The following is a 16,637-nucleotide window of genomic DNA, read 5'->3' as shown; positions in this document are numbered from 1 at the left end:
TCAGAGCTTGCGCAGGCGCACGTAGCGCACCGAGTGGTCGCGGTCCTTGCGCAGCACCAGCGTGGCCCGCGACCGGGTCGGCAGCACGTTCTCCAGCAGGTTCGGGCCGTTGATGGAGTCCCAGATGCGGGAGGCCTCGGCGACCGCCTCCTCGTGGCTGAGCGAGGCGTACTTGGCGAAGTACGACGAGGGGTTGCGGAAGGCCGTCTCGCGCAGTCGCAGGAATCGTTCGACGTACCACTCCTTGATGCAGCTGGTGCCCGCATCCACGTAGACGGAGAAGTCGAAGAAGTCCGAGAGGCCCAGCCCGGTGCGGCCGTCCTCGCGGGTGCGGGCGGGCTGAAGCACGTTGAGGCCCTCGACGATGACGATGTCGGGCCGCTTGACCACGATCTTCTCGTCCGGGACCACGTCGTAGACCAGGTGCGAGTAGATCGGGGCCTCGACCTCCTCCTTGCCCGACTTGATGTCGACCACGAACTTGAGCAGCGCCCGCCGGTCGTAGGACTCCGGGAATCCCTTGCGCTGCATCAGCCCCCGTCGCTCCAGCTCGGCGTTGGGGTAGAGGAAGCCGTCGGTGGTCACCAGCGCGACGTTGGGGTGCTCGGGCCAGTGCGCCAGCATCTGCTGCAGGACGCGCGCGGTGGTCGACTTGCCGACTGCGACCGAGCCCGCCAGGCCGATCACGAAGGGGGTGCGCGCCGGGATCTCGCGGTGCAGGAACTCCTCCTGCTCCCGGTGCAGCCGTCCGGCCGCCTCCACCCGCAGGCTCAGCAGCCGGGAGAGGGGCAGGTAGACCTCCTGCACCTCGCGCAGGTCGATCGTGTCGCCGAGACCCTGGAGCCGGGCGATCTCCTCGGCCGAGAGCGGGTTCGGTGTCTCGGCGGCGAGCGTCGCCCAGGTCTCGCGGTCCACCTCCAGGTACGGCGAGGACTCCTGCGCACCGTGGTGGTGGCCGTGATGCTCGCCGTGATGCTCACCGTTGCCCCGGTGGTCACCGATGCCCCGGTGGCCTGGGTCGCCCCGATCGGGCGCCTCCGACGCGGGTGCGGGGCTCGGGGTGGACCCTGTCCTCGACATGACGTCGATTCTGGCAGCCTGCCAGGAGACCCACATCCCTGGGTCCACCACGGTAGACTCGGCGTCCATGTGCGGGATCGTGGGATACGTCGGCAAGCGCTCTGCCCAGGACGTCGTCGTCGAAGGCCTACGCCGGATGGAGTACCGCGGGTACGACTCCGCCGGGATCGCCCTCCTCGACGCCGACAACGAGGGCCTCGCCGTACGGAAGAAGTCCGGCAAGCTGGCCAATCTGGAGAAGCTGATCGCCGAGGAGCCGCTGCCCGACTCCACCATCGGCATCGGCCACACCCGGTGGGCCACGCACGGCGGCCCCACCGACGCCAACGCCCACCCGCACCTGGGCCGAGCCGGCCGGCTCGCGGTCGTGCACAACGGCATCATCGAGAACTTCGCCGAGCTGCGGCTCGAGCTGGAGGCGGCCGGTCACGACCTTCTCTCCCAGACCGACACCGAGGTCGCCGCGCACCTGCTCGAGGCGGAGCTGGACACGGGTGCCGACCTGACCGTCGCGATGCAGCGGGTCTGCCAGCGCCTCGAGGGTGCCTTCACGTTCGTCGCGATCGACTCCGAGGATCCCGACCGGATCGTGGGCGCGCGGCGCAACAGCCCGCTCGTGGTCGGCATCGGGGAGGGCGAGAACTTCCTCGGCTCCGACGTGGCCGCCTTCATCGAGCACACCTCCGAGGCGATGGAGCTCGGCCAGGACCAGGTCGTCACGATCACTCGTGACGGCGTCAGTGTGAGCGGCTTCGACGGCTCGCCGGGCCAGGGCCAGCGCTATCACGTCGACTGGGACCTCTCGGCCGCCCAGAAGGACGGCTACGACTGGTTCATGCGCAAGGAGATCCACGAGCAGCCTCGGGCGGTCGCCGATGCCCTGCTGGGGCGGCGCGACGCCGACGGTCAGCTCCAGCTCGACGAGATGCGGCTCTCCGACGACGAGCTGCGCGGCATCACCAAGATCATCATCATCGCGGCGGGCACATCGTTCTACGCCGGGCTGGTCGCCAAGTACGCCATCGAGCACTGGTGCCGGATCGCGGTCGAGGTCGAGCTCTCCTCGGAGTTCCGCTACCGCGACCCGATCCTGGACCACTCCACCCTGGTGGTGGCGATCTCCCAGTCCGGCGAGACCGCCGACACGCTGCAGGCGATCCGGCACGCGCGCACCCAGCGTTCCAAGGTGCTGGCGATCTGCAACACCAACGGCTCGACGATCCCCCGCGAGTCGGATGCGGTGATCTACACCCATGCCGGCCCCGAGATCGCTGTCGCCTCGACCAAGGGCTTCCTGACCCAGCTGGTCGCGTGCTACCTGCTGGCGCTCTACCTGGCGCAGGTCAAGGGCACCCGTTACGGCGACGAGATCACCACCGTGGTCGAGCAGCTCGAGGCCGCACCCGACCAGATCGCCGCCGTGCTGGAGAGCTCCGCTGGGACGATGAAGCGGCTGGCCGGCGAGTACCTGGAGGCGCAGACCTTCCTCTTCCTCGGCCGCCACGCCGGCTACCCGGTCGCCCTCGAGGGCGCGCTCAAGCTCAAGGAGCTCGCCTACCGGCACGCCGAGGGGTTCGCCGCCGGCGAGCTCAAGCACGGCCCGATCGCGCTGGTCGCCGACGGCCTGCCGGTGTTCTGCGTCGTGCCTCCCGAGGGCCGCGACTTCCTGCACGACAAGATGGTCTCGGGCATCCAAGAGGTCCGTGCCCGTGGCGCCCACACCATCTGCCTGGTCGAGGAGGGCGACGAGTCGATCGCGCCGTACGCCGACGAGATCGTGTGGCTGCCCAAGGTCCCGGTGCTGCTCCAGCCGCTGGTCGCCACGGTGCCGTTGCAGCTGTTCGCCTGCGAGCTGGCGACCGCGCTCGGCCACGACGTCGATCAGCCGCGCAACCTGGCCAAGTCCGTCACCGTCGAATGATGGACCCGTCCCGGTTGAGTCGGGCCTCCGTCCGGGGCGAGTGATGGCCCCGTGAGCGTGCTGGGGATCGGCATCGACGTGTGCGACATCGACCGGTTCGCCGCATCGCTCGAGCGCACGCCGGCACTCGCGGCCAAGCTCTTCGTCGGCGACGAGGTGGGCCGCCCCGCGGCTTCGCTGGCGGCCCGGTTCGCGGCCAAGGAGGCGCTCGCCAAGGCCCTGGGTGCACCGGCCGGGCTGGACTGGCACGACGCCGAGGTGGTCTGCGAGGCCTCCGGCCGGCCGCGCTTCGAGCTGCGTGGCACGGTGGCCGCCGCGACCGCCGCCGCGGGGGTGGCGACGGTGCATCTCTCGCTCTCGCACGACGCCGGCATCGCGTCGGCGATGGTGGTCCTGGAGGGCTGAGCGGCTCGTCGACGCCCTCGCATCGGGAGGGATGCCCGGCGCTCTGCCAGTCTGGGTACGTGAGCCTGAAGTACGCCCATCTCGAGACCGAGCGGCGATTCCTGCTCGGCGGCCTGCCCGATGGTGTCGTCGGAGTCTCCGACATCGTCGACCACTACCTCGATGGCACGCGGCTGCGGCTGCGCGAGGTGACCCGCGACAGAATGACGGTGCGCAAGCTGAGCCAGAAGGTGAGGCTGGCCGGGCCGGCGGTGATCGCCCACACGACGCTCTACCTCGACGACGCCGAGTGGGCGCTGCTCTCCACCCTGCCGGCCCGGTCGCTGCGCAAGCGCCGTCACCATCTGGTGCGGGACGGGAGGGCGATCGCCGTCGACGAGTTCGCCGATGGCACTCTGGTCGCCGAGATCGACGGAGGCGAGGACCGACCCGCCGACCCGCCGGCCTGGCTGCCGGTCATCCGCGAGGTCACCGACGACGAGGCGTTCACCGGCGGCGGACGCGCGGCTAGCGTGGGCCCGTGAGGTCAGCACACACCGTCGACCAGGTCCGTACGGCGGAGGCAGCCCTCATGGCGACGCTCCCGGACGGGGCGCTCATGCAACGGGCAGCCACCGGACTGGCCTACGCCGTACTCGACCTGCTCGGCGGCGGCTACGGTCGCCGCGTGCTGCTGCTGGTCGGCAGCGGCGACAACGGCGGCGACGCGTTGCACGCGGGCGCGCTGCTGGCCCGCCGCGGGGTGCAGGTGGAGGCCTGGTTGCTCAGCGACCGGGCGCATGCGGGTGGCGTGGAGGCGCTGCGTCGAGCCGGTGGCGGGATAGTCCGGGGCGGAAATCAGCACTACCGGCCGGTAACTCCTGATTTCCGCCCCGGACTATCCCACCGTCCCGACATCGTCATCGACGGCATCGTCGGGATCGGCGGCCACGGACGGCTGCGTGCCGATGCCATCGAGATCCTCACCCAGCTGTCCGGCATCCCGATCGTGGCTGTCGACCTGCCCAGCGGGGTCGAGGCCGACACCGGCGAGGTCACCGGGCCGCACGTGGAGGCCGCTCTCACGGTCACCTTCGGGACGCACAAGATCGCGCACCTGGCCGACCCGGCGGCGCGCGCCTGCGGCGTCGTGGAGCTGGTCGACATCGGGCTGGAGCTGCCGCCGGCGCCGGTCGAGAGCCTGCAGGCCGCCGACGTCGCCCGGTTGCTGCCGCGACCGACGCCGGACGCGCAGAAGTACAGCCGCGGGGTGGTCGGCGTGCGGGCCGGAAGCGTGCGCTACCCCGGTGCGGCCCTGCTCAGCGTCAGCGGGGCGGCGTGCGGGCTGGTCGGGATGGTCCGCTACGTCGGCTCCGCGGCCGACCCGGTCAAGCAGCAGCACCCCGAGGTCGTGGGCGAGGGCCGGGTACAGGCGTGGGTGGTCGGCTCGGGCACCGACACCGATGCTGCCGGCCACCTCGAGCAGGCGCTCGGGGACCGGGTGCCGGTCGTGGTCGACGCCGACGCGCTCGCCCATCTCAGCCCGGAGACGAGCGCCGCCGCGCATCCCGGCCTGGTGCTGACTCCGCACGCCGGCGAGCTCGCCTCGATGCTCAGGGTGGATCGCGACGAGATCGAGGCGCGTCCGCTGGAGCACGCCCGCGCCGCTGCTGCGGCGTACGGCGCGGTGGTGCTGCTCAAGGGACGGCACACCCTGATCGCCCGCCCTGACGGGCACGTCCGGGTCAACACCACCGGTACGCCGTGGCTGGCGACCGCCGGTGCCGGAGACGTCCTCGGCGGCCTCGTCGGCGCGCTCCTGGCGGCGGGCCTGGAGCCGTTCGACGCGGCCAGCACAGCCGCCTGGTTGCACGGCGCAGCAGCGACTGCGGCCAGCGCAGGTGGCCCGATCCTCGCGCGTGACATCGCCCACCACCTCCGGGCGGTGCTTCGAGACCTCCTCCGGGGATGAAACACTGAGGGTATGAGCTCCACCCCACGAAAGCGCTCGCTGCGCTCGCGCTTCCGCGGGGACCGCGGATGAGCCGGGCCGAGATCGTGGTCGACCTCGCCGCCATCCGGGGCAACATCCGTGTCCTGCGCGAGCGCACCGGCGTCGCGATGATGACGGTGGTCAAGGCCGACGGCTACGGCCACGGCATGCTCGCCAGCGCCCGCGCAGCGCGTGCCGCCGGCTCGGAGTGGCTCGGCGTGGCCACCGTCGACGAGGCGCTCGCCCTGCGGGCGGCCGGCGATACCGGCCGGGTGCTGTGCTGGCTCACCGTCCCGGCCGACGACCTCGCGCCCGTACTGGCCGCCGACATCGACGTCACCGTCTACACCGTCGACGGGCTCGAGCGGGTCGCCGAGGCCGCCGCCCGCGCCGGGCTTCGCGAGGCGGGCCGACCGGCACGGGTCCAGCTCAAGATCGACACCGGCCTCTCCCGCGGCGGTGCCACCGTCGCGCAATGGCCCGAGCTGGCCGCCCGGGCCCGCGACGGCGAGCAGGGCGGCGCCTGGCGGATCACCGGCATCTGGTCGCACTTCTCCACCAGCGAGGTGCCCGAGGACCCGGCGAACGCCGAGCAGGAGAAGGTCTTCGAGGAGGCCCTCGCCGTCGCCGCAGCGGCGGGCCTGCGCCCCGAGGTCCGGCACCTGGCCAACTCCGCCGCGGCGCTGCTGCGGCCCAGCAGCCGCTACGACCTGGTCCGCTGCGGCCTGGCGTCGTACGGCCTCGATCCGGCGCCCGGGCGCCATGATCTGGTGCTGGTTCCGGCGATGACCGTGCGCGCCGACCTGGCCTTGGTCAAGCACATCGACGCCGGTGACTCGGTCTCCTACGGCCACACCTGGACCGCGCCTGCGCCGACCACGCTCGGCCTGGTCCCGATCGGGTACGCCGAGGGCATCGCCCGACGCGCCGCCGCGGGCGACCAGCCTGCCGCCCAAGTGCTCGTGGCCGGTCGGCGCAGGCCGATCAGGGGAGCGGTCTGCATGGACCAGTTCGTGGTCGACCTAGACGGGGACACCCCCGAGGTGGGAGACGAGGTGCTGTTGTGGGGACCGGGGACGCGCGGGGAGCCGACCGCGCAGGACTGGGCCCTGGCGAGCGGCACGATCAGCTATGAGGTCGTGACCAGGATCGGTGGCCGGCTGACCAGGCGGTACGTCGACAGCGATACCGACCAGCACGACGCCCAGCACGACGCCCAGGGGGAGCGTGAGCGATGAGCATGACCAAGAAGATCGCGGCCGTCGCTGCCGGGGCCGCGGGCGCGGCGGCGGTGGGCGGCGTGGTCGGCGTGACTCGCAGGCGCCACGCCCTGGTACGCCGCAACGGCAAGGCGGGCAACGGCCGCTCGACGCCGTTCGGCAGCCTGAACACGCCAGGCCGCACCCTCGTCACCGAGGACGGTGTGGACCTGCACGTCGAGATCGACGAGGCCGACTCCGAGGTGACATTGGTCTTCGTGCACGGCTACACCCTCAACCTGGACTGCTGGCACTTCCAGCGGGCCGCGTTCCGAGGACTGGTCCGCAGCGTCTTCTACGACCAGCGCTCGCACGGCCGCAGCGGCCGCTCGTCGCACGAGAACGCCACCATCGACCAGCTAGGCCGCGACCTCCTGCACGTGCTGGACGCCTTCGTTCCCGAGGGTCCGGTCGTGCTGGTAGGGCACTCGATGGGCGGCATGACGATCGTCGCGCTGGCCGAGCAGCACCCCGAGCTGTTCGCGCCGCGCAGCCAGGGCGGCCGGATCATCGGCGTCTCCCTGATCGGCACCACCGCCGGTGGCCTGGACCCGGCGCGCGTGCTGATGCCGATGGTGCCGGCCAAGCTCGGCGCCGGGCTGGCCGACGGCGCGATCCGGACGCTGGCCCGCGGCCATCGCGCGGTCGACGGCGTCCGCCGCCTCGGCGCCAGCTTCGCCACCGTCGTCACCGACACCTTCGCCTTCGGCGACAAGGTGCCGGCCAGCTACGTGGACTTCGTGGACGAGATGATCGCGCAGACGCCGTTCCAGGTGGTCGCGGAGTTCTTCCCCGGCTTCCGTGACATGGACAAGTTCGATGCGGTCGGCGTGCTCGGGGCGATCCCCACCACCATCATCTGCGGCACCTCCGACAAGCTCACCTCGGTCGGCCACAGCCGCAAGCTGCACAGTCGCATCCCGGGATCGACGCTGATCGAGTGCGAGGGCGCCGGCCACATGGTCGTCCTGGAGCGGCACGGCCAGGTCAACGCCGCGCTCGACCAGCTCCTCTCCGCGGCGGAGCGGGCATGAGCGGGCACGACCTGGCGACGGTCGAGGTGCGCCGCGTCGGGCGGGAGGCTGCCGGCGACGTCCTGCCGATCGTGCTGGCCGCCTTCGGCGCCCGCCCCGCGCTGGACCCGCCCGCCGACGCGCTGCACGAGACGGTCGAGTCGATCGGCATCCAGCTCGTCGAGGGCGGTGGCCTGCTGGCGTACGCCGATGGCGAGCCTGTCGGTGCGCTGATCCTCGACCCCGTCGGGCGTTCGGTGTTCCTGCGTCGCTTCGCGGTGCTGCCGGACCGGCAGGGCCACGGCATCGCGCACGCCATGGTCGCGGCGGCGGTCGCGGAGTCGGAGGGCTATGAGGACCTCACCATCGTGGCGCGCGAGGAGCTTCCCCGGACGATGCGGTTCTGGCGGCGACAGGGCTTCCGCGAGATCGGCCGCCGCTCGCCGTACGTCGAGATGCGCCGGCCGTTGCGCACCCTGGTCAGCGAGGTGCCCGACGCCGACTCGATGCGCGAGCTCGGCCGGTCGCTGGCCAAGCAGCTGCGCCGCGGGGACCTGCTGGTGCTCACCGGTGAGCTCGGCGCGGGCAAGACGACCTTCACCCAGGGCCTCGGGGAGGGGCTCGGCGTACGCGGCCAGGTCACCTCGCCCACCTTCGTGATCGCGCGCGTGCACCCCTCCGAGGTCGGCGGCCCCGACCTGGTGCACGTGGACGCCTACCGGCTCGGCGGCATGGCGGAGCTCGACGACCTCGACCTCGACACCGACCTCGAGGATGCTGTCACGGTAGTCGAATGGGGCGAAGGACTGGCCGAGGGGCTGGCCGAGTCGCGCCTGGAGATCCGGATCGTGCGCGCGCTCACTGTCGATGAGCTCGACGGCGAGGCCGACCCGCGCCGGGTCGAGATCACCCCCGTCGGACCGCGTTGGCACGCGCTCTCCTTCGAGGAGATCTCATGACGCTGCTCCTGGCCTTCGACACCGCCACCCCGCAGGTGAGCGTCGCGCTGCACGACGGGGAGCAGGTCCTCGTCGAGCTGGTCTCCGACCGTGCGATGAAGCACGGCGAGCAGCTCGCTCCGCTGATCGCCGCCGCGCTGGAGCAGGCGGGCGCTGTCCGGCAGGACCTCACCGCCGTCGCCGTCGGCGCCGGCCCGGGCCCCTTCACCGGACTGCGGGTCGGTCTGGTCACGGCCCGCACGCTCGGCTTCGCGCTGGACATCCCGGTCTACGCCGCCTGCTCCCTGGACGTGATCGCCGTCGAAGCGGCCGCGACCGTGGCCTCGGGGCCCTTCACCGTCGCCACCGATGCCCGGCGCAAGGAGGTCTACCTGGCCTCCTACTCCGCCGAGGGCCATCGCCTCAGCGGACCGGTCGTGATCCGCCCCGAGGAGGCCGCCACCGACGAGCCCACCGCGGGGGAGGGCGCCCTGCTCTACCCGGACGCGTTCCCGAACGCCTTCGGGCCGACGCGGCCGAGTGCGGGCTGGCTGGCACACGCGGTCAGCGAGGAGCTGCTCGAGCTGATGGATCCCGAGCCGCTCTACCTGCGTCGGCCCGACGCCGTGGCCAGCGCCCAGCGATGACCGGCGGCGATGACCGGCGAGCGATGACGGGCGAGGCGATGACCGTCCGCGCGGCGCGTGCCGCCGACATCGACGCGATCGCCGTCCTGGAGACGGAGTCCTTCCCGCAGGATCCCTGGCCGGCCGGGTACCTCGCCGAGGCGGTCGCAGGGTTGCTGCACAGCGTCGTGGTGCAGGTGGCCGAGGCCGACGGCGTGGTGGTGGGGCACGCGATCACCTCGGTGGTCTACGAGATCGCCGAACTGCAACGCATCGCCGTGACGCCGCAGCAGCGCCGCCGTGGTCTCGCCGTGGCGCTGCTTTCCGCCGTACGGGAGGACGCGCGGGGGAAGGGCGCCGAGCGGCTGCTGCTGGAGGTCAGGGAGACGAACGCCGGTGCGCTCGCGTTCTACGAGCGCACCGGCTTCGTCGAGATCGATCGGCGGCCCCGCTACTACCGGGACGGAACCACCGCGATCATCCTGCAGCTGTCACTGTGACCCCTGCCTGCCTCAGGGCAGGTAGTAGGTCGGGTTCGGGATCTTGTACGTCGCGTCGGCGTACCCGCCGTGCAGGTCGGAGAACTGGTCACCCAGGTTGGCCACGATGTCGAGGCCCTTCTGTGTCTCCAGGTACTCGCGCGTCCCGGACTTGTACTCGATCGTGGAGCACACCTTGTCGTCCCCACAGTCCATGTAGGCCGGCGGCTGCGCGCTGCTGGCCCACTTCGTGTAGTAGTTCGCCGCGGTGAACAGGGGCGCCCCAGCGGCGTCGACGTAGCCGTCCTTGGTGAGGTTGGCGATGGTGTCGGCCTGCTGGTCGGAGGTCCGGCCGGTGAGGCCGACGATCGTGCAGCCGGCGGCCTTGGCGACCTTGGCCAGGGCGACCATCCCGGGCACCGCCGGGAACTTCTGCTGCTGGATCCAGGTCGCGGCGGTGGCGGGCGAGTAGGTGAAGCCCATCGCGCCGTCCTCGAGGTCGTAGTTCCACAGCGTGGTGTCATCGGCGTCGAAGACGACGGCCGGGGAGCTCGGGATGGTGATGCCTGCGCCGGTGGTCTTGTCGTGCGCGACCGCCGCGATAGCCGTGGCGTAGGCCTTCTTGGCGGCCTTGAGCTTCTTCTTGGCCACTACCTTGGCGTGGCCGTGGGCCCTCTTGACCTTCTTCTTGGCCTGCGTGACGGCCTTCTTCGCCTTGGCGGCGTTCTTGGTGTCGAGGCCGAGGGTGGTGCCGGTGGCGGCGATCGCCGCCTTCGCAGCGGCGACCTTGGCAGCCTGCTGCCGGCAGGAGGTCGTGATCTGCGGCGTCCAGGTGGACTCCAGCGAGGCGAGCTCGGTGATGTAGGGCGAGCTGCTCTTGTCCGCGACGCCGCCGGTGGCCTTGTAGTAGGCCCGGATCAGCGAAACGACGTTGCCCTCGTTGGGGATCGTGTCACCGTCGGTGACGGTGGCGCCGGTGGAGCCGTCGGGATTCATCGTGTACGACGTCGGCGGGACCATCGTGCTGTCCGATGCCGGCGCGCCCGCGACGTCGACCGAGGGCAGGAAGTACGTCGGGTTCGGGACCTTGGTGTATGCCAACGGGTGTCCGGCCCCGTCACCGCCCTCGAGGTCGCTCCACTGGTCGCCCACGTTCATCACGATGTCGACGCCGTCGGCAGCGGCGATGTGCGCGCGCGTCTGCGCCTTGTACTGGACGGTGGTGCACTTGCTGAGCGTGGCCGTGGCGACGATCGTGCAGCCGGTGATGTAGGCCGGCTGGTCTGCGTTGGTCTCCGGCTTGGTGTAGAGGTTGTCGGTGCCGAACAGCGGGGTGCCGCCAGCGGTGCCGTTCGCGGTGAACCCGTCCTCGGTGAGGTTGCCGATCGTGGCCGCCTCCTGGTGGGCCGGCCGGCCCGTGACGCCGTAGATGGCGTAGCCCTCGGACTTGAGGGTCTCGAGCGCCTGGACCATGCCGGGGACGGCCGGCATGAGCTCGTTGTCGACCCAGTTGTTGTTCAGCGGGACCGAGTAGTTGTAGTTCATCTCCTCCTCGTTGGCGTAGTCCGAGAGGAGGGTGGAGTCGACGTCGAAGACGACTGCCTTGCCGGCGCCGGCGGCCGGCAACCCGTCGGTCAGCGACTGGGCGACGGCCTCGGTGTTCTTCGCGTAGGCGGAGGAGACCAGGTTGGGCAGGTAGATCGTCGCGGGTGCGGTGCTGTCGAACGCGTGGGCGGGGTTGGCACCCTTGGAGGCGCCGTAGTAGGCCCGGATCGTGGACTTCACCGAGTCGATGTTCGGGATGTTCGCGCCGTTGGTGGGGGCGACGACGCTGCCGTCCTGGTTGACCGTGTAGGTGAAGGTGGTGGCCGGGTTGAGTTGGCCCGCGGCATGCGCCGGGGCGCCGCTGACCAGGGCCGTTGCGATCACCGCACAGGCGGCGACGGCGACGGTGGAACGGGTGACTCTCATGGTGCCTCCGGAATGGGAGATGATGAACACGAGATGAACGGACTGACGGTAAAGACACCATGTATCGGGGATGCGTCGCAAGGGTCACGATCTGACGCAGGTCCGTTGCCGGCCGGCGCGGCACCGACCGGCACAATGGGCCCATGACGTCGTCTGAGCCTCTCGTCCTCGGCATCGAGACGTCCTGCGACGAGACCGGTGTCGGCATCGTGCGGGGCCACACCTTGCTCGCCGACGCCGTCGCCAGCAGCGTCGAGGAGCATGCCCGTTTCGGCGGCGTCGTTCCCGAGGTCGCCTCGCGGGCACACCTCGAGGCGATGGTGCCGACCATCCAACGCGCTTGCGAGACGGCCGGTATCGCGCCGCGCGACGTGGACGCGATCGCCGTCACCGCCGGCCCCGGTCTGGCCGGTGCCCTGCTGGTCGGCGTGGCCGCGGCCAAGGCGCTCGCGATCGGCCTGGACAAGCCCCTGTACGGCGTCAACCACCTGGCTGCCCATGTCGCCGTCGACCAGCTCCAGCACGGCGCGCTGCCCGAGCCTTGCCTCGCGATGCTGGTCTCCGGCGGTCACTCCTCGCTGCTGAAGGTCGGTGACGTCACCGGCGACATCGAGCCGATGGGCGCCACCATCGACGATGCGGCGGGGGAGGCCTTCGACAAGGTGGCCCGGCTGCTCGGTCTCGGATTCCCAGGCGGCCCGGTCATCGATCGCACCGCGACCTCCGGTTCGAGCGTCGCGATCGACTTCCCGCGCGGACTGAGCTCGCGCCGGGACCTGGAGCGGCACCGCTTCGACTTCTCGTTCTCCGGACTCAAGACCGCCGTCGCGCGCTGGGTGGAGGCTCGGGAGCGATCCGGCGAGCCCGTCCCCGTCGCCGATGTGGCCGCGTCGTTCCAAGAGGCGGTCTGCGACGTACTCGTCCGCAAGGCGCTCGACGCCGCCTCCTCGCTGGACATCGAGGACATCGTCATCGGCGGCGGCGTCGCCGCGAACAGTCGGCTGCGGGTGCTGGCCGAGGAGCGCGGCGCCAAGCTGGGGATCCGAATCCGGGTGCCGCGCCCGGGCCTGTGCACCGACAACGGTGCGATGGTGGCCGCGCTGGGGGCCGAGATGGTCGCCCGCGGCCGTACCCCCTCCGCGCTCGACCTTCCTGCCGACTCCTCCCAGCCCGTGACCCACGTCCTCGCCTAACGCCGAGAGGTCACTTTCGGGGCGTTGAGTGTCCACCGCGGTGGACACTCAAGCGGCCGAAAGTGACCTCTCGACGTGTGTGGTCCGGCTCAGACGCTGGTGAGCTCCTTCTTCTCGTCCACCTTGTCGGCGTGACCCGGCCACCAGGCCGCGTGGCCGATGAGCGCGGTCAGCGCCGGCGTGAAGAACATCGCCATCACGAACGCCGCCATCACGATGCCGAAGGCGACCGAGAAACCGAGCGTCAGCAGGAAGCTGTTTCCGCCGAGCATCAACGAGGCGAAGGTGCCGGCCAGGATCAGGCCCGCGACCGCGATGGTCGGGCCGGCGTGCTTGACCGCCTCGGCGGCTGCCTCGCGTGGCTCGCGACCCTCCCGCGCCTCCTCGCGCAATCGGGTCAGCATCAAGATGTTGTAGTCGGTGCCGAGGGCGACGACGAAGAGGTAGATCAGGATCGGCAGCATGAAGACCAGGCCCTCGTCACCCTTGATGTGCTGGAAGACGATGACCGCCGCACCCAGCGTCGCGCCGAAGCCCAGCGCGACCGAGAGCATCAGGTACCACGGCGCGACCAGCGAGCGCAGCACCAGGCCCAGGATGATCATGATGATGATCGCCGCCACGGGGAAGACGACCGAGTAGTCCCGGTTCATCGCCGCCTGGAAGTCGACGAAGACGCCGGTCAGACCCCCGACGTACGCCGAGGAACCTTGCGGGGCGGCGTCGTGGGCGGCGGGCCGCAGGTCGTTCTTGACCGTGCTGATCGCCGCATCGGAGGACGGGTCGTCCTTCAGTGTGACCATGAAGAGCGCGGTCTTGCCGTCGCTCGACGGGATCGCCTGCGGGGCCACCTGCGCGACCCCGGGCACCTTGGCCAGCGTGGCCTGGAAGCCGGCGAAGTCGGCCTTGTCCAGCGCAGCGCCGTTGTCGGAGGTCAGCACGATCGGGGTCGGCTGGGTGGCGCCGGCAGACAGGCCGCCGTCCTCCATCGTCTGGGTGGCCTGCGCCGACTCCACACCCGAGGCCGAGTTGGACGAGCTCAGGTCGAACGTCGGGTTGTAGCCGCCGCCGACGAAGATGAACAGGGTGAGGATCACCAGCAGCCCGCCGGAGACCGCCGCGAAGCGCGCAGGGTGCTTGCCGAGCGAGGTGCCGATCGCACCGAAACCACGGCTGTCCTTGGGCGCCTGGTCCCACTTCTTGGACGGCCAGAACAGCGCACGGCCGAGCACGTTGACCACAGCGGGGACGAGGGTGAGAGCTGCGACCAGCATGACCGCCACCGCGATCGCCAGCGCCGGACCCATCGACCGGAACATGCCCAGCGAGGACAGCGAGAGCGTCAGGAAGGCGACGATCACCGCGCCGCCGGCCGAGGCGATTGCCTCCCCGGCACGCTCGACAGCGCCCAGCACGGCCTCCTTGTGCGGAACGCCCTTGCGGCGCAGCTCGCGGAAGCGGAAGAGGTAGAAGAGGAAGTAGTCGGTGCCGATGCCGAAGAGCACCACGCCCAGGATGACGGTCAGCGAGCTGTCGGCCTTGAGGTTGAACACCTTGGCGGCGATGCCGATGAAGCCCTCGGACACCAGGAAGGCGACCACGACCATGAGGATCGGGGAGACGGCCGCCATCACGCTGCGGAAGATGATGCCGAGCAGGATCAGGATCAGCAGGATGGTGGCGAGCATGACGATCGCCTCGGCGTTCTGCCCCGACTGCGCCTGGTCGTAGGACTGCGGCAGCGTGCCGGTCGTCTGAGCCTTCAGGTCCGTGCCCTTGGTGGCGGCGGTGAGCTGGTCACGCATGTCGGTGACCTGGTCGAAGTCCTTCTGGTCCTGGCCGGTGACGTTGTCGGTCATCCCGACGTTGACGATCGCCACCTGCTTGGAGTCCGAGGCCGTCACCTGGCCGACGGAGGTGTAGTCGGAGCCGAGCTTGAGACCGTTCGCGATCTGGCCCGCCTTGGCCAGGTCAGCCGTCGACAGGGGGGAGCCGTCGGGCCGCGAGAAGACGATGGTCGCACCCGCGTCGTCCTGCTGCGGGAACGCCGAGGACATCAGGTTGGTGGCCTTGATCGACTCGTAGTGCTGCGGCAGGAAGTCGGACTGGTCGGTGGTCGACTTGAGCTTGGGGGCGAACGCCACCACGAGCACGGTCAGGACCAGCCAGGCGGCGATGATGTACCAAGGACGACGGGCCGCGGCGCGGCCTAGGGCTCCGAACATGGGTTTAACCTAACCGAGCAAGGCGACATTTCTGCTCCGGCCAGGGGCATCTCAGGGGTACGTCAGGGTGATTCACGACCAACCGCACCCTCGACCCCTGACAAGTGTCACGAAATGCGCGCCGGGTGCCCGAAAAGAGCGCGCCGGGGCCATGCCTGGAGCCGTTCCCCAGAGCCGTACGCCGGTCCTCAGAACGGCTGCACCAGCAGGCAGGTGCCCTCGTCGGCGACCCGCGTCAGCACGATGGTCGCCTCGTTCGGACCCTCGAGCGCGAGCCGCCGGCGCAGTTCCTCGGGGACGATCGCGACCCCACGCTTCTTGATCGTCAGCCGGCCGATGCCGCGCTCGCGCAGCGCCGCCCGCAGCGCACGCTCCCGGTAGGGCAGCTCCTCGAGCACCCGGTAGCCGCGCGCGAACGGCGTACGGAAGGACTGGTCGCCGGTGACGTAGGCGATCTGCTCGTCCAGCAGGCCACCGCCGACGCCGGCCGCGACCGCGGTGACCAGGCCGGCCCGGATGACGGCGCCGTCGGGCTCGTAGAGGTACTCGCCGATCGGCCGCACCTCCGCGCCCGGGTCGTCCTCGTCGGTCAGCGTCGCCAGGCCACCCTCGCCGATCACTGTCGCCCGCCGGCGCACGGTGGCCAACCGGCCCGACCACAGCGCCGCCTCCTTGACCTCGCCGTGATCGCTGACGAACTCGGCCTCCACCCCCTCGGGGATGATCTCGTGCGCGATGCCCGGCGCGACCTTCACACACGCGTCGCGCGCGAGCAGCGTGAGCACGAACGACCACGGCGGGGTCCAGCCGTCGGTGTCCAGCAGCCGCCCGCGGGAGCGGTTGTTGGTCCGCCGTGCCGGATCGGAGAAGGCCACCGCGAAGGCCGTGTGGTCGAGTTCGGTCGCGTCCGCGACGGAGACCGCGACGGGCAGGCCGAGGGCGTCGAGGTTGGCACGCGCCACCGCGACCCGCTCGGGGTCCAGGTCGACGCCCGCAGCGGTGATGCCGGCCCGCGCCATCGCGATCAGGTCGCCGCCGATGCCGCAGCCGAGGTCGATGGCGGTGCCGGCTCCGAAGGCCACCAGCCGGGCGGCGCGGTGCTCGGCCACGGCCAGCCGGGTCGCCTGCTCCAGCCCGTCGGGAGTGAAGTACATCGAGGAGGCCAGCGCACCGAACTTCGCCGTCGCCCGGCGTCGCAGACCGGCCTGGCTCATCGCCACGGCGACGTACGGCGCGGGAACATCCGCGAACTCCCGCCGCAACGCCGACTGTGCCTTCAGCGGGTCCTCGCCGCCGAGCGTCACGGCGCGGGCGAGCACTTCCTGGCCGGCGTCGGTGAGCAACCAGGCGAAGGCATCGAGGTCCACGGCGACACCGTACGCCGAGGCCGTCGAGCTAGTACGCCGAGCCTGTCGAGGCGCCTCGACAGGCTCGGCCTACTGGTTCCGGGGCGGGGAGGGTCTGGCACTCGTTGTGGCTGAGTGCTAACGTCTGACTTGGCACTCTCGGATCGAGTGTGCCAACGCCTGCGACACGAGCACGACCCCCGCGACGG

Annotated in this window: 14 protein-coding genes; 10 read left to right on the top strand and 4 right to left on the bottom strand. The window is 70.9% G+C overall.

Annotation, left to right across the window (positions count from 1 at the left end):
• Positions 1-1,149 carry a type I pantothenate kinase gene (coaA, locus tag H036_RS21345; protein ID WP_017932794.1) on the bottom strand — a complete coding sequence of 383 codons (1,149 nt, stop codon included), beginning with the start codon at positions 1,147-1,149 and terminating at the stop codon, positions 1-3.
• Here coaA and glmS point away from each other — a divergent pair.
• The 9 genes from glmS (at position 1,148) to rimI (ending at position 9,714) form a co-directional block, all read left to right on the top strand.
• A complete protein-coding gene (glmS, locus tag H036_RS0100435) occupies positions 1,148-3,001 on the top strand; it encodes a glutamine--fructose-6-phosphate transaminase (isomerizing) (RefSeq protein ID WP_017932793.1) in 1,854 nt (617 codons plus the stop codon). The genes coaA and glmS overlap by 2 nt on opposite strands.
• Positions 3,002-3,052: 51 nt before the next feature.
• Positions 3,053-3,406: a holo-ACP synthase gene (locus H036_RS0100430; protein WP_017932792.1), complete on the top strand. Its 354-nt coding sequence runs from the start codon at positions 3,053-3,055 to the stop codon at positions 3,404-3,406.
• A 59-nt stretch (positions 3,407-3,465) separates the two neighbouring features.
• Positions 3,466-3,930, top strand: a complete 465-nt coding sequence (locus tag H036_RS21340) for a hypothetical protein (protein WP_017932791.1) — start codon at positions 3,466-3,468, stop codon at positions 3,928-3,930.
• Complete coding sequence (locus tag H036_RS0100420) at positions 3,927-5,357, top strand: bifunctional ADP-dependent NAD(P)H-hydrate dehydratase/NAD(P)H-hydrate epimerase (protein ID WP_026145680.1); 1,431 nt, start codon at positions 3,927-3,929, stop codon at positions 5,355-5,357. The genes H036_RS21340 and H036_RS0100420 overlap by 4 nt, the downstream gene beginning before the upstream one ends.
• A gap of 68 nt (positions 5,358-5,425) precedes the next feature.
• Positions 5,426-6,616, top strand: a complete 1,191-nt coding sequence (gene alr / locus H036_RS0100415) for an alanine racemase (protein WP_017932789.1) — start codon at positions 5,426-5,428, stop codon at positions 6,614-6,616.
• The gene (locus H036_RS0100410) at positions 6,613-7,671 is read left to right on the top strand and encodes an alpha/beta fold hydrolase (RefSeq protein ID WP_017932788.1); all 1,059 of its coding nucleotides are present in this window, start codon (positions 6,613-6,615) and stop codon (positions 7,669-7,671) included. Before alr ends, H036_RS0100410 begins: the two co-directional genes overlap by 4 nt.
• Entirely contained in the window at positions 7,668-8,609 is a 942-nt protein-coding gene (gene tsaE / locus H036_RS0100405; protein WP_017932787.1) for a tRNA (adenosine(37)-N6)-threonylcarbamoyltransferase complex ATPase subunit type 1 TsaE, read from the top strand. The genes H036_RS0100410 and tsaE overlap by 4 nt, the downstream gene beginning before the upstream one ends.
• Positions 8,606-9,235 carry a tRNA (adenosine(37)-N6)-threonylcarbamoyltransferase complex dimerization subunit type 1 TsaB gene (gene tsaB / locus H036_RS0100400; RefSeq protein ID WP_017932786.1) on the top strand — a complete coding sequence of 210 codons (630 nt, stop codon included), beginning with the start codon at positions 8,606-8,608 and terminating at the stop codon, positions 9,233-9,235. Before tsaE ends, tsaB begins: the two co-directional genes overlap by 4 nt.
• Positions 9,232-9,714 carry a ribosomal protein S18-alanine N-acetyltransferase gene (gene rimI, locus H036_RS0100395; RefSeq protein ID WP_017932785.1) on the top strand — a complete coding sequence of 161 codons (483 nt, stop codon included), beginning with the start codon at positions 9,232-9,234 and terminating at the stop codon, positions 9,712-9,714. The genes tsaB and rimI overlap by 4 nt, the downstream gene beginning before the upstream one ends.
• A 12-nt stretch (positions 9,715-9,726) precedes the next feature.
• Here rimI and H036_RS24090 read toward each other — a convergent pair whose 3' ends face one another.
• Positions 9,727-11,664: an HAD family acid phosphatase gene (locus tag H036_RS24090; RefSeq protein ID WP_157416913.1), complete on the bottom strand. Its 1,938-nt coding sequence runs from the start codon at positions 11,662-11,664 to the stop codon at positions 9,727-9,729.
• A 143-nt stretch (positions 11,665-11,807) separates the two neighbouring features.
• Between H036_RS24090 and tsaD the strand changes: the two genes are divergently transcribed.
• On the top strand, positions 11,808-12,857 hold the full coding sequence (gene tsaD, locus H036_RS0100385; RefSeq protein ID WP_017932783.1) for a tRNA (adenosine(37)-N6)-threonylcarbamoyltransferase complex transferase subunit TsaD: 1,050 nt from the start codon (positions 11,808-11,810) through the stop codon (positions 12,855-12,857).
• A gap of 89 nt (positions 12,858-12,946) precedes the next feature.
• Here the strand turns inward: tsaD and H036_RS21330 are convergent, their stop codons facing one another.
• Complete coding sequence (locus H036_RS21330) at positions 12,947-15,082, bottom strand: MMPL family transporter (protein ID WP_017932782.1); 2,136 nt, start codon at positions 15,080-15,082, stop codon at positions 12,947-12,949.
• A gap of 188 nt (positions 15,083-15,270) precedes the next feature.
• Positions 15,271-16,449, bottom strand: a complete 1,179-nt coding sequence (locus H036_RS0100375) for a class I SAM-dependent methyltransferase (protein ID WP_017932781.1) — start codon at positions 16,447-16,449, stop codon at positions 15,271-15,273.
• Positions 16,450-16,637 lie beyond the last annotated feature (188 nt).

Source organism: Nocardioides sp. Iso805N (assembly GCF_000364605.1).
Classification (GTDB): domain Bacteria; phylum Actinomycetota; class Actinomycetes; order Propionibacteriales; family Nocardioidaceae; genus Nocardioides.
Note: the sequence above shows the minus strand (reverse complement) of the source record. Positions and strands in the feature narration are given on the sequence as shown.

Bases quoted from the DNA above. Each gene is read 5' to 3' on its own strand.
- alr (WP_017932789.1), top strand. From the start codon at position 5,426: ATGAGCCGGGCCGAGATCGTGGTCGACCTCGCCGCCATCCGGGGCAAC.
- tsaD (WP_017932783.1), top strand. From the start codon at position 11,808: ATGACGTCGTCTGAGCCTCTCGTCCTCGGCATCGAGACGTCCTGCGAC.
- tsaB (WP_017932786.1), top strand. From the start codon at position 8,606: ATGACGCTGCTCCTGGCCTTCGACACCGCCACCCCGCAGGTGAGCGTC.
- H036_RS24090 (WP_157416913.1), bottom strand. From the start codon at position 11,664: ATGAGAGTCACCCGTTCCACCGTCGCCGTCGCCGCCTGTGCGGTGATC.
- glmS (WP_017932793.1), top strand. From the start codon at position 1,148: ATGTGCGGGATCGTGGGATACGTCGGCAAGCGCTCTGCCCAGGACGTC.
- tsaE (WP_017932787.1), top strand. From the start codon at position 7,668: ATGAGCGGGCACGACCTGGCGACGGTCGAGGTGCGCCGCGTCGGGCGG.
- H036_RS0100410 (WP_017932788.1), top strand. From the start codon at position 6,613: ATGAGCATGACCAAGAAGATCGCGGCCGTCGCTGCCGGGGCCGCGGGC.
- coaA (WP_017932794.1), bottom strand. From the start codon at position 1,149: ATGGACGCCGAGTCTACCGTGGTGGACCCAGGGATGTGGGTCTCCTGG.
- rimI (WP_017932785.1), top strand. From the start codon at position 9,232: ATGACCGGCGGCGATGACCGGCGAGCGATGACGGGCGAGGCGATGACC.
- H036_RS21330 (WP_017932782.1), bottom strand. From the start codon at position 15,082: ATGTTCGGAGCCCTAGGCCGCGCCGCGGCCCGTCGTCCTTGGTACATC.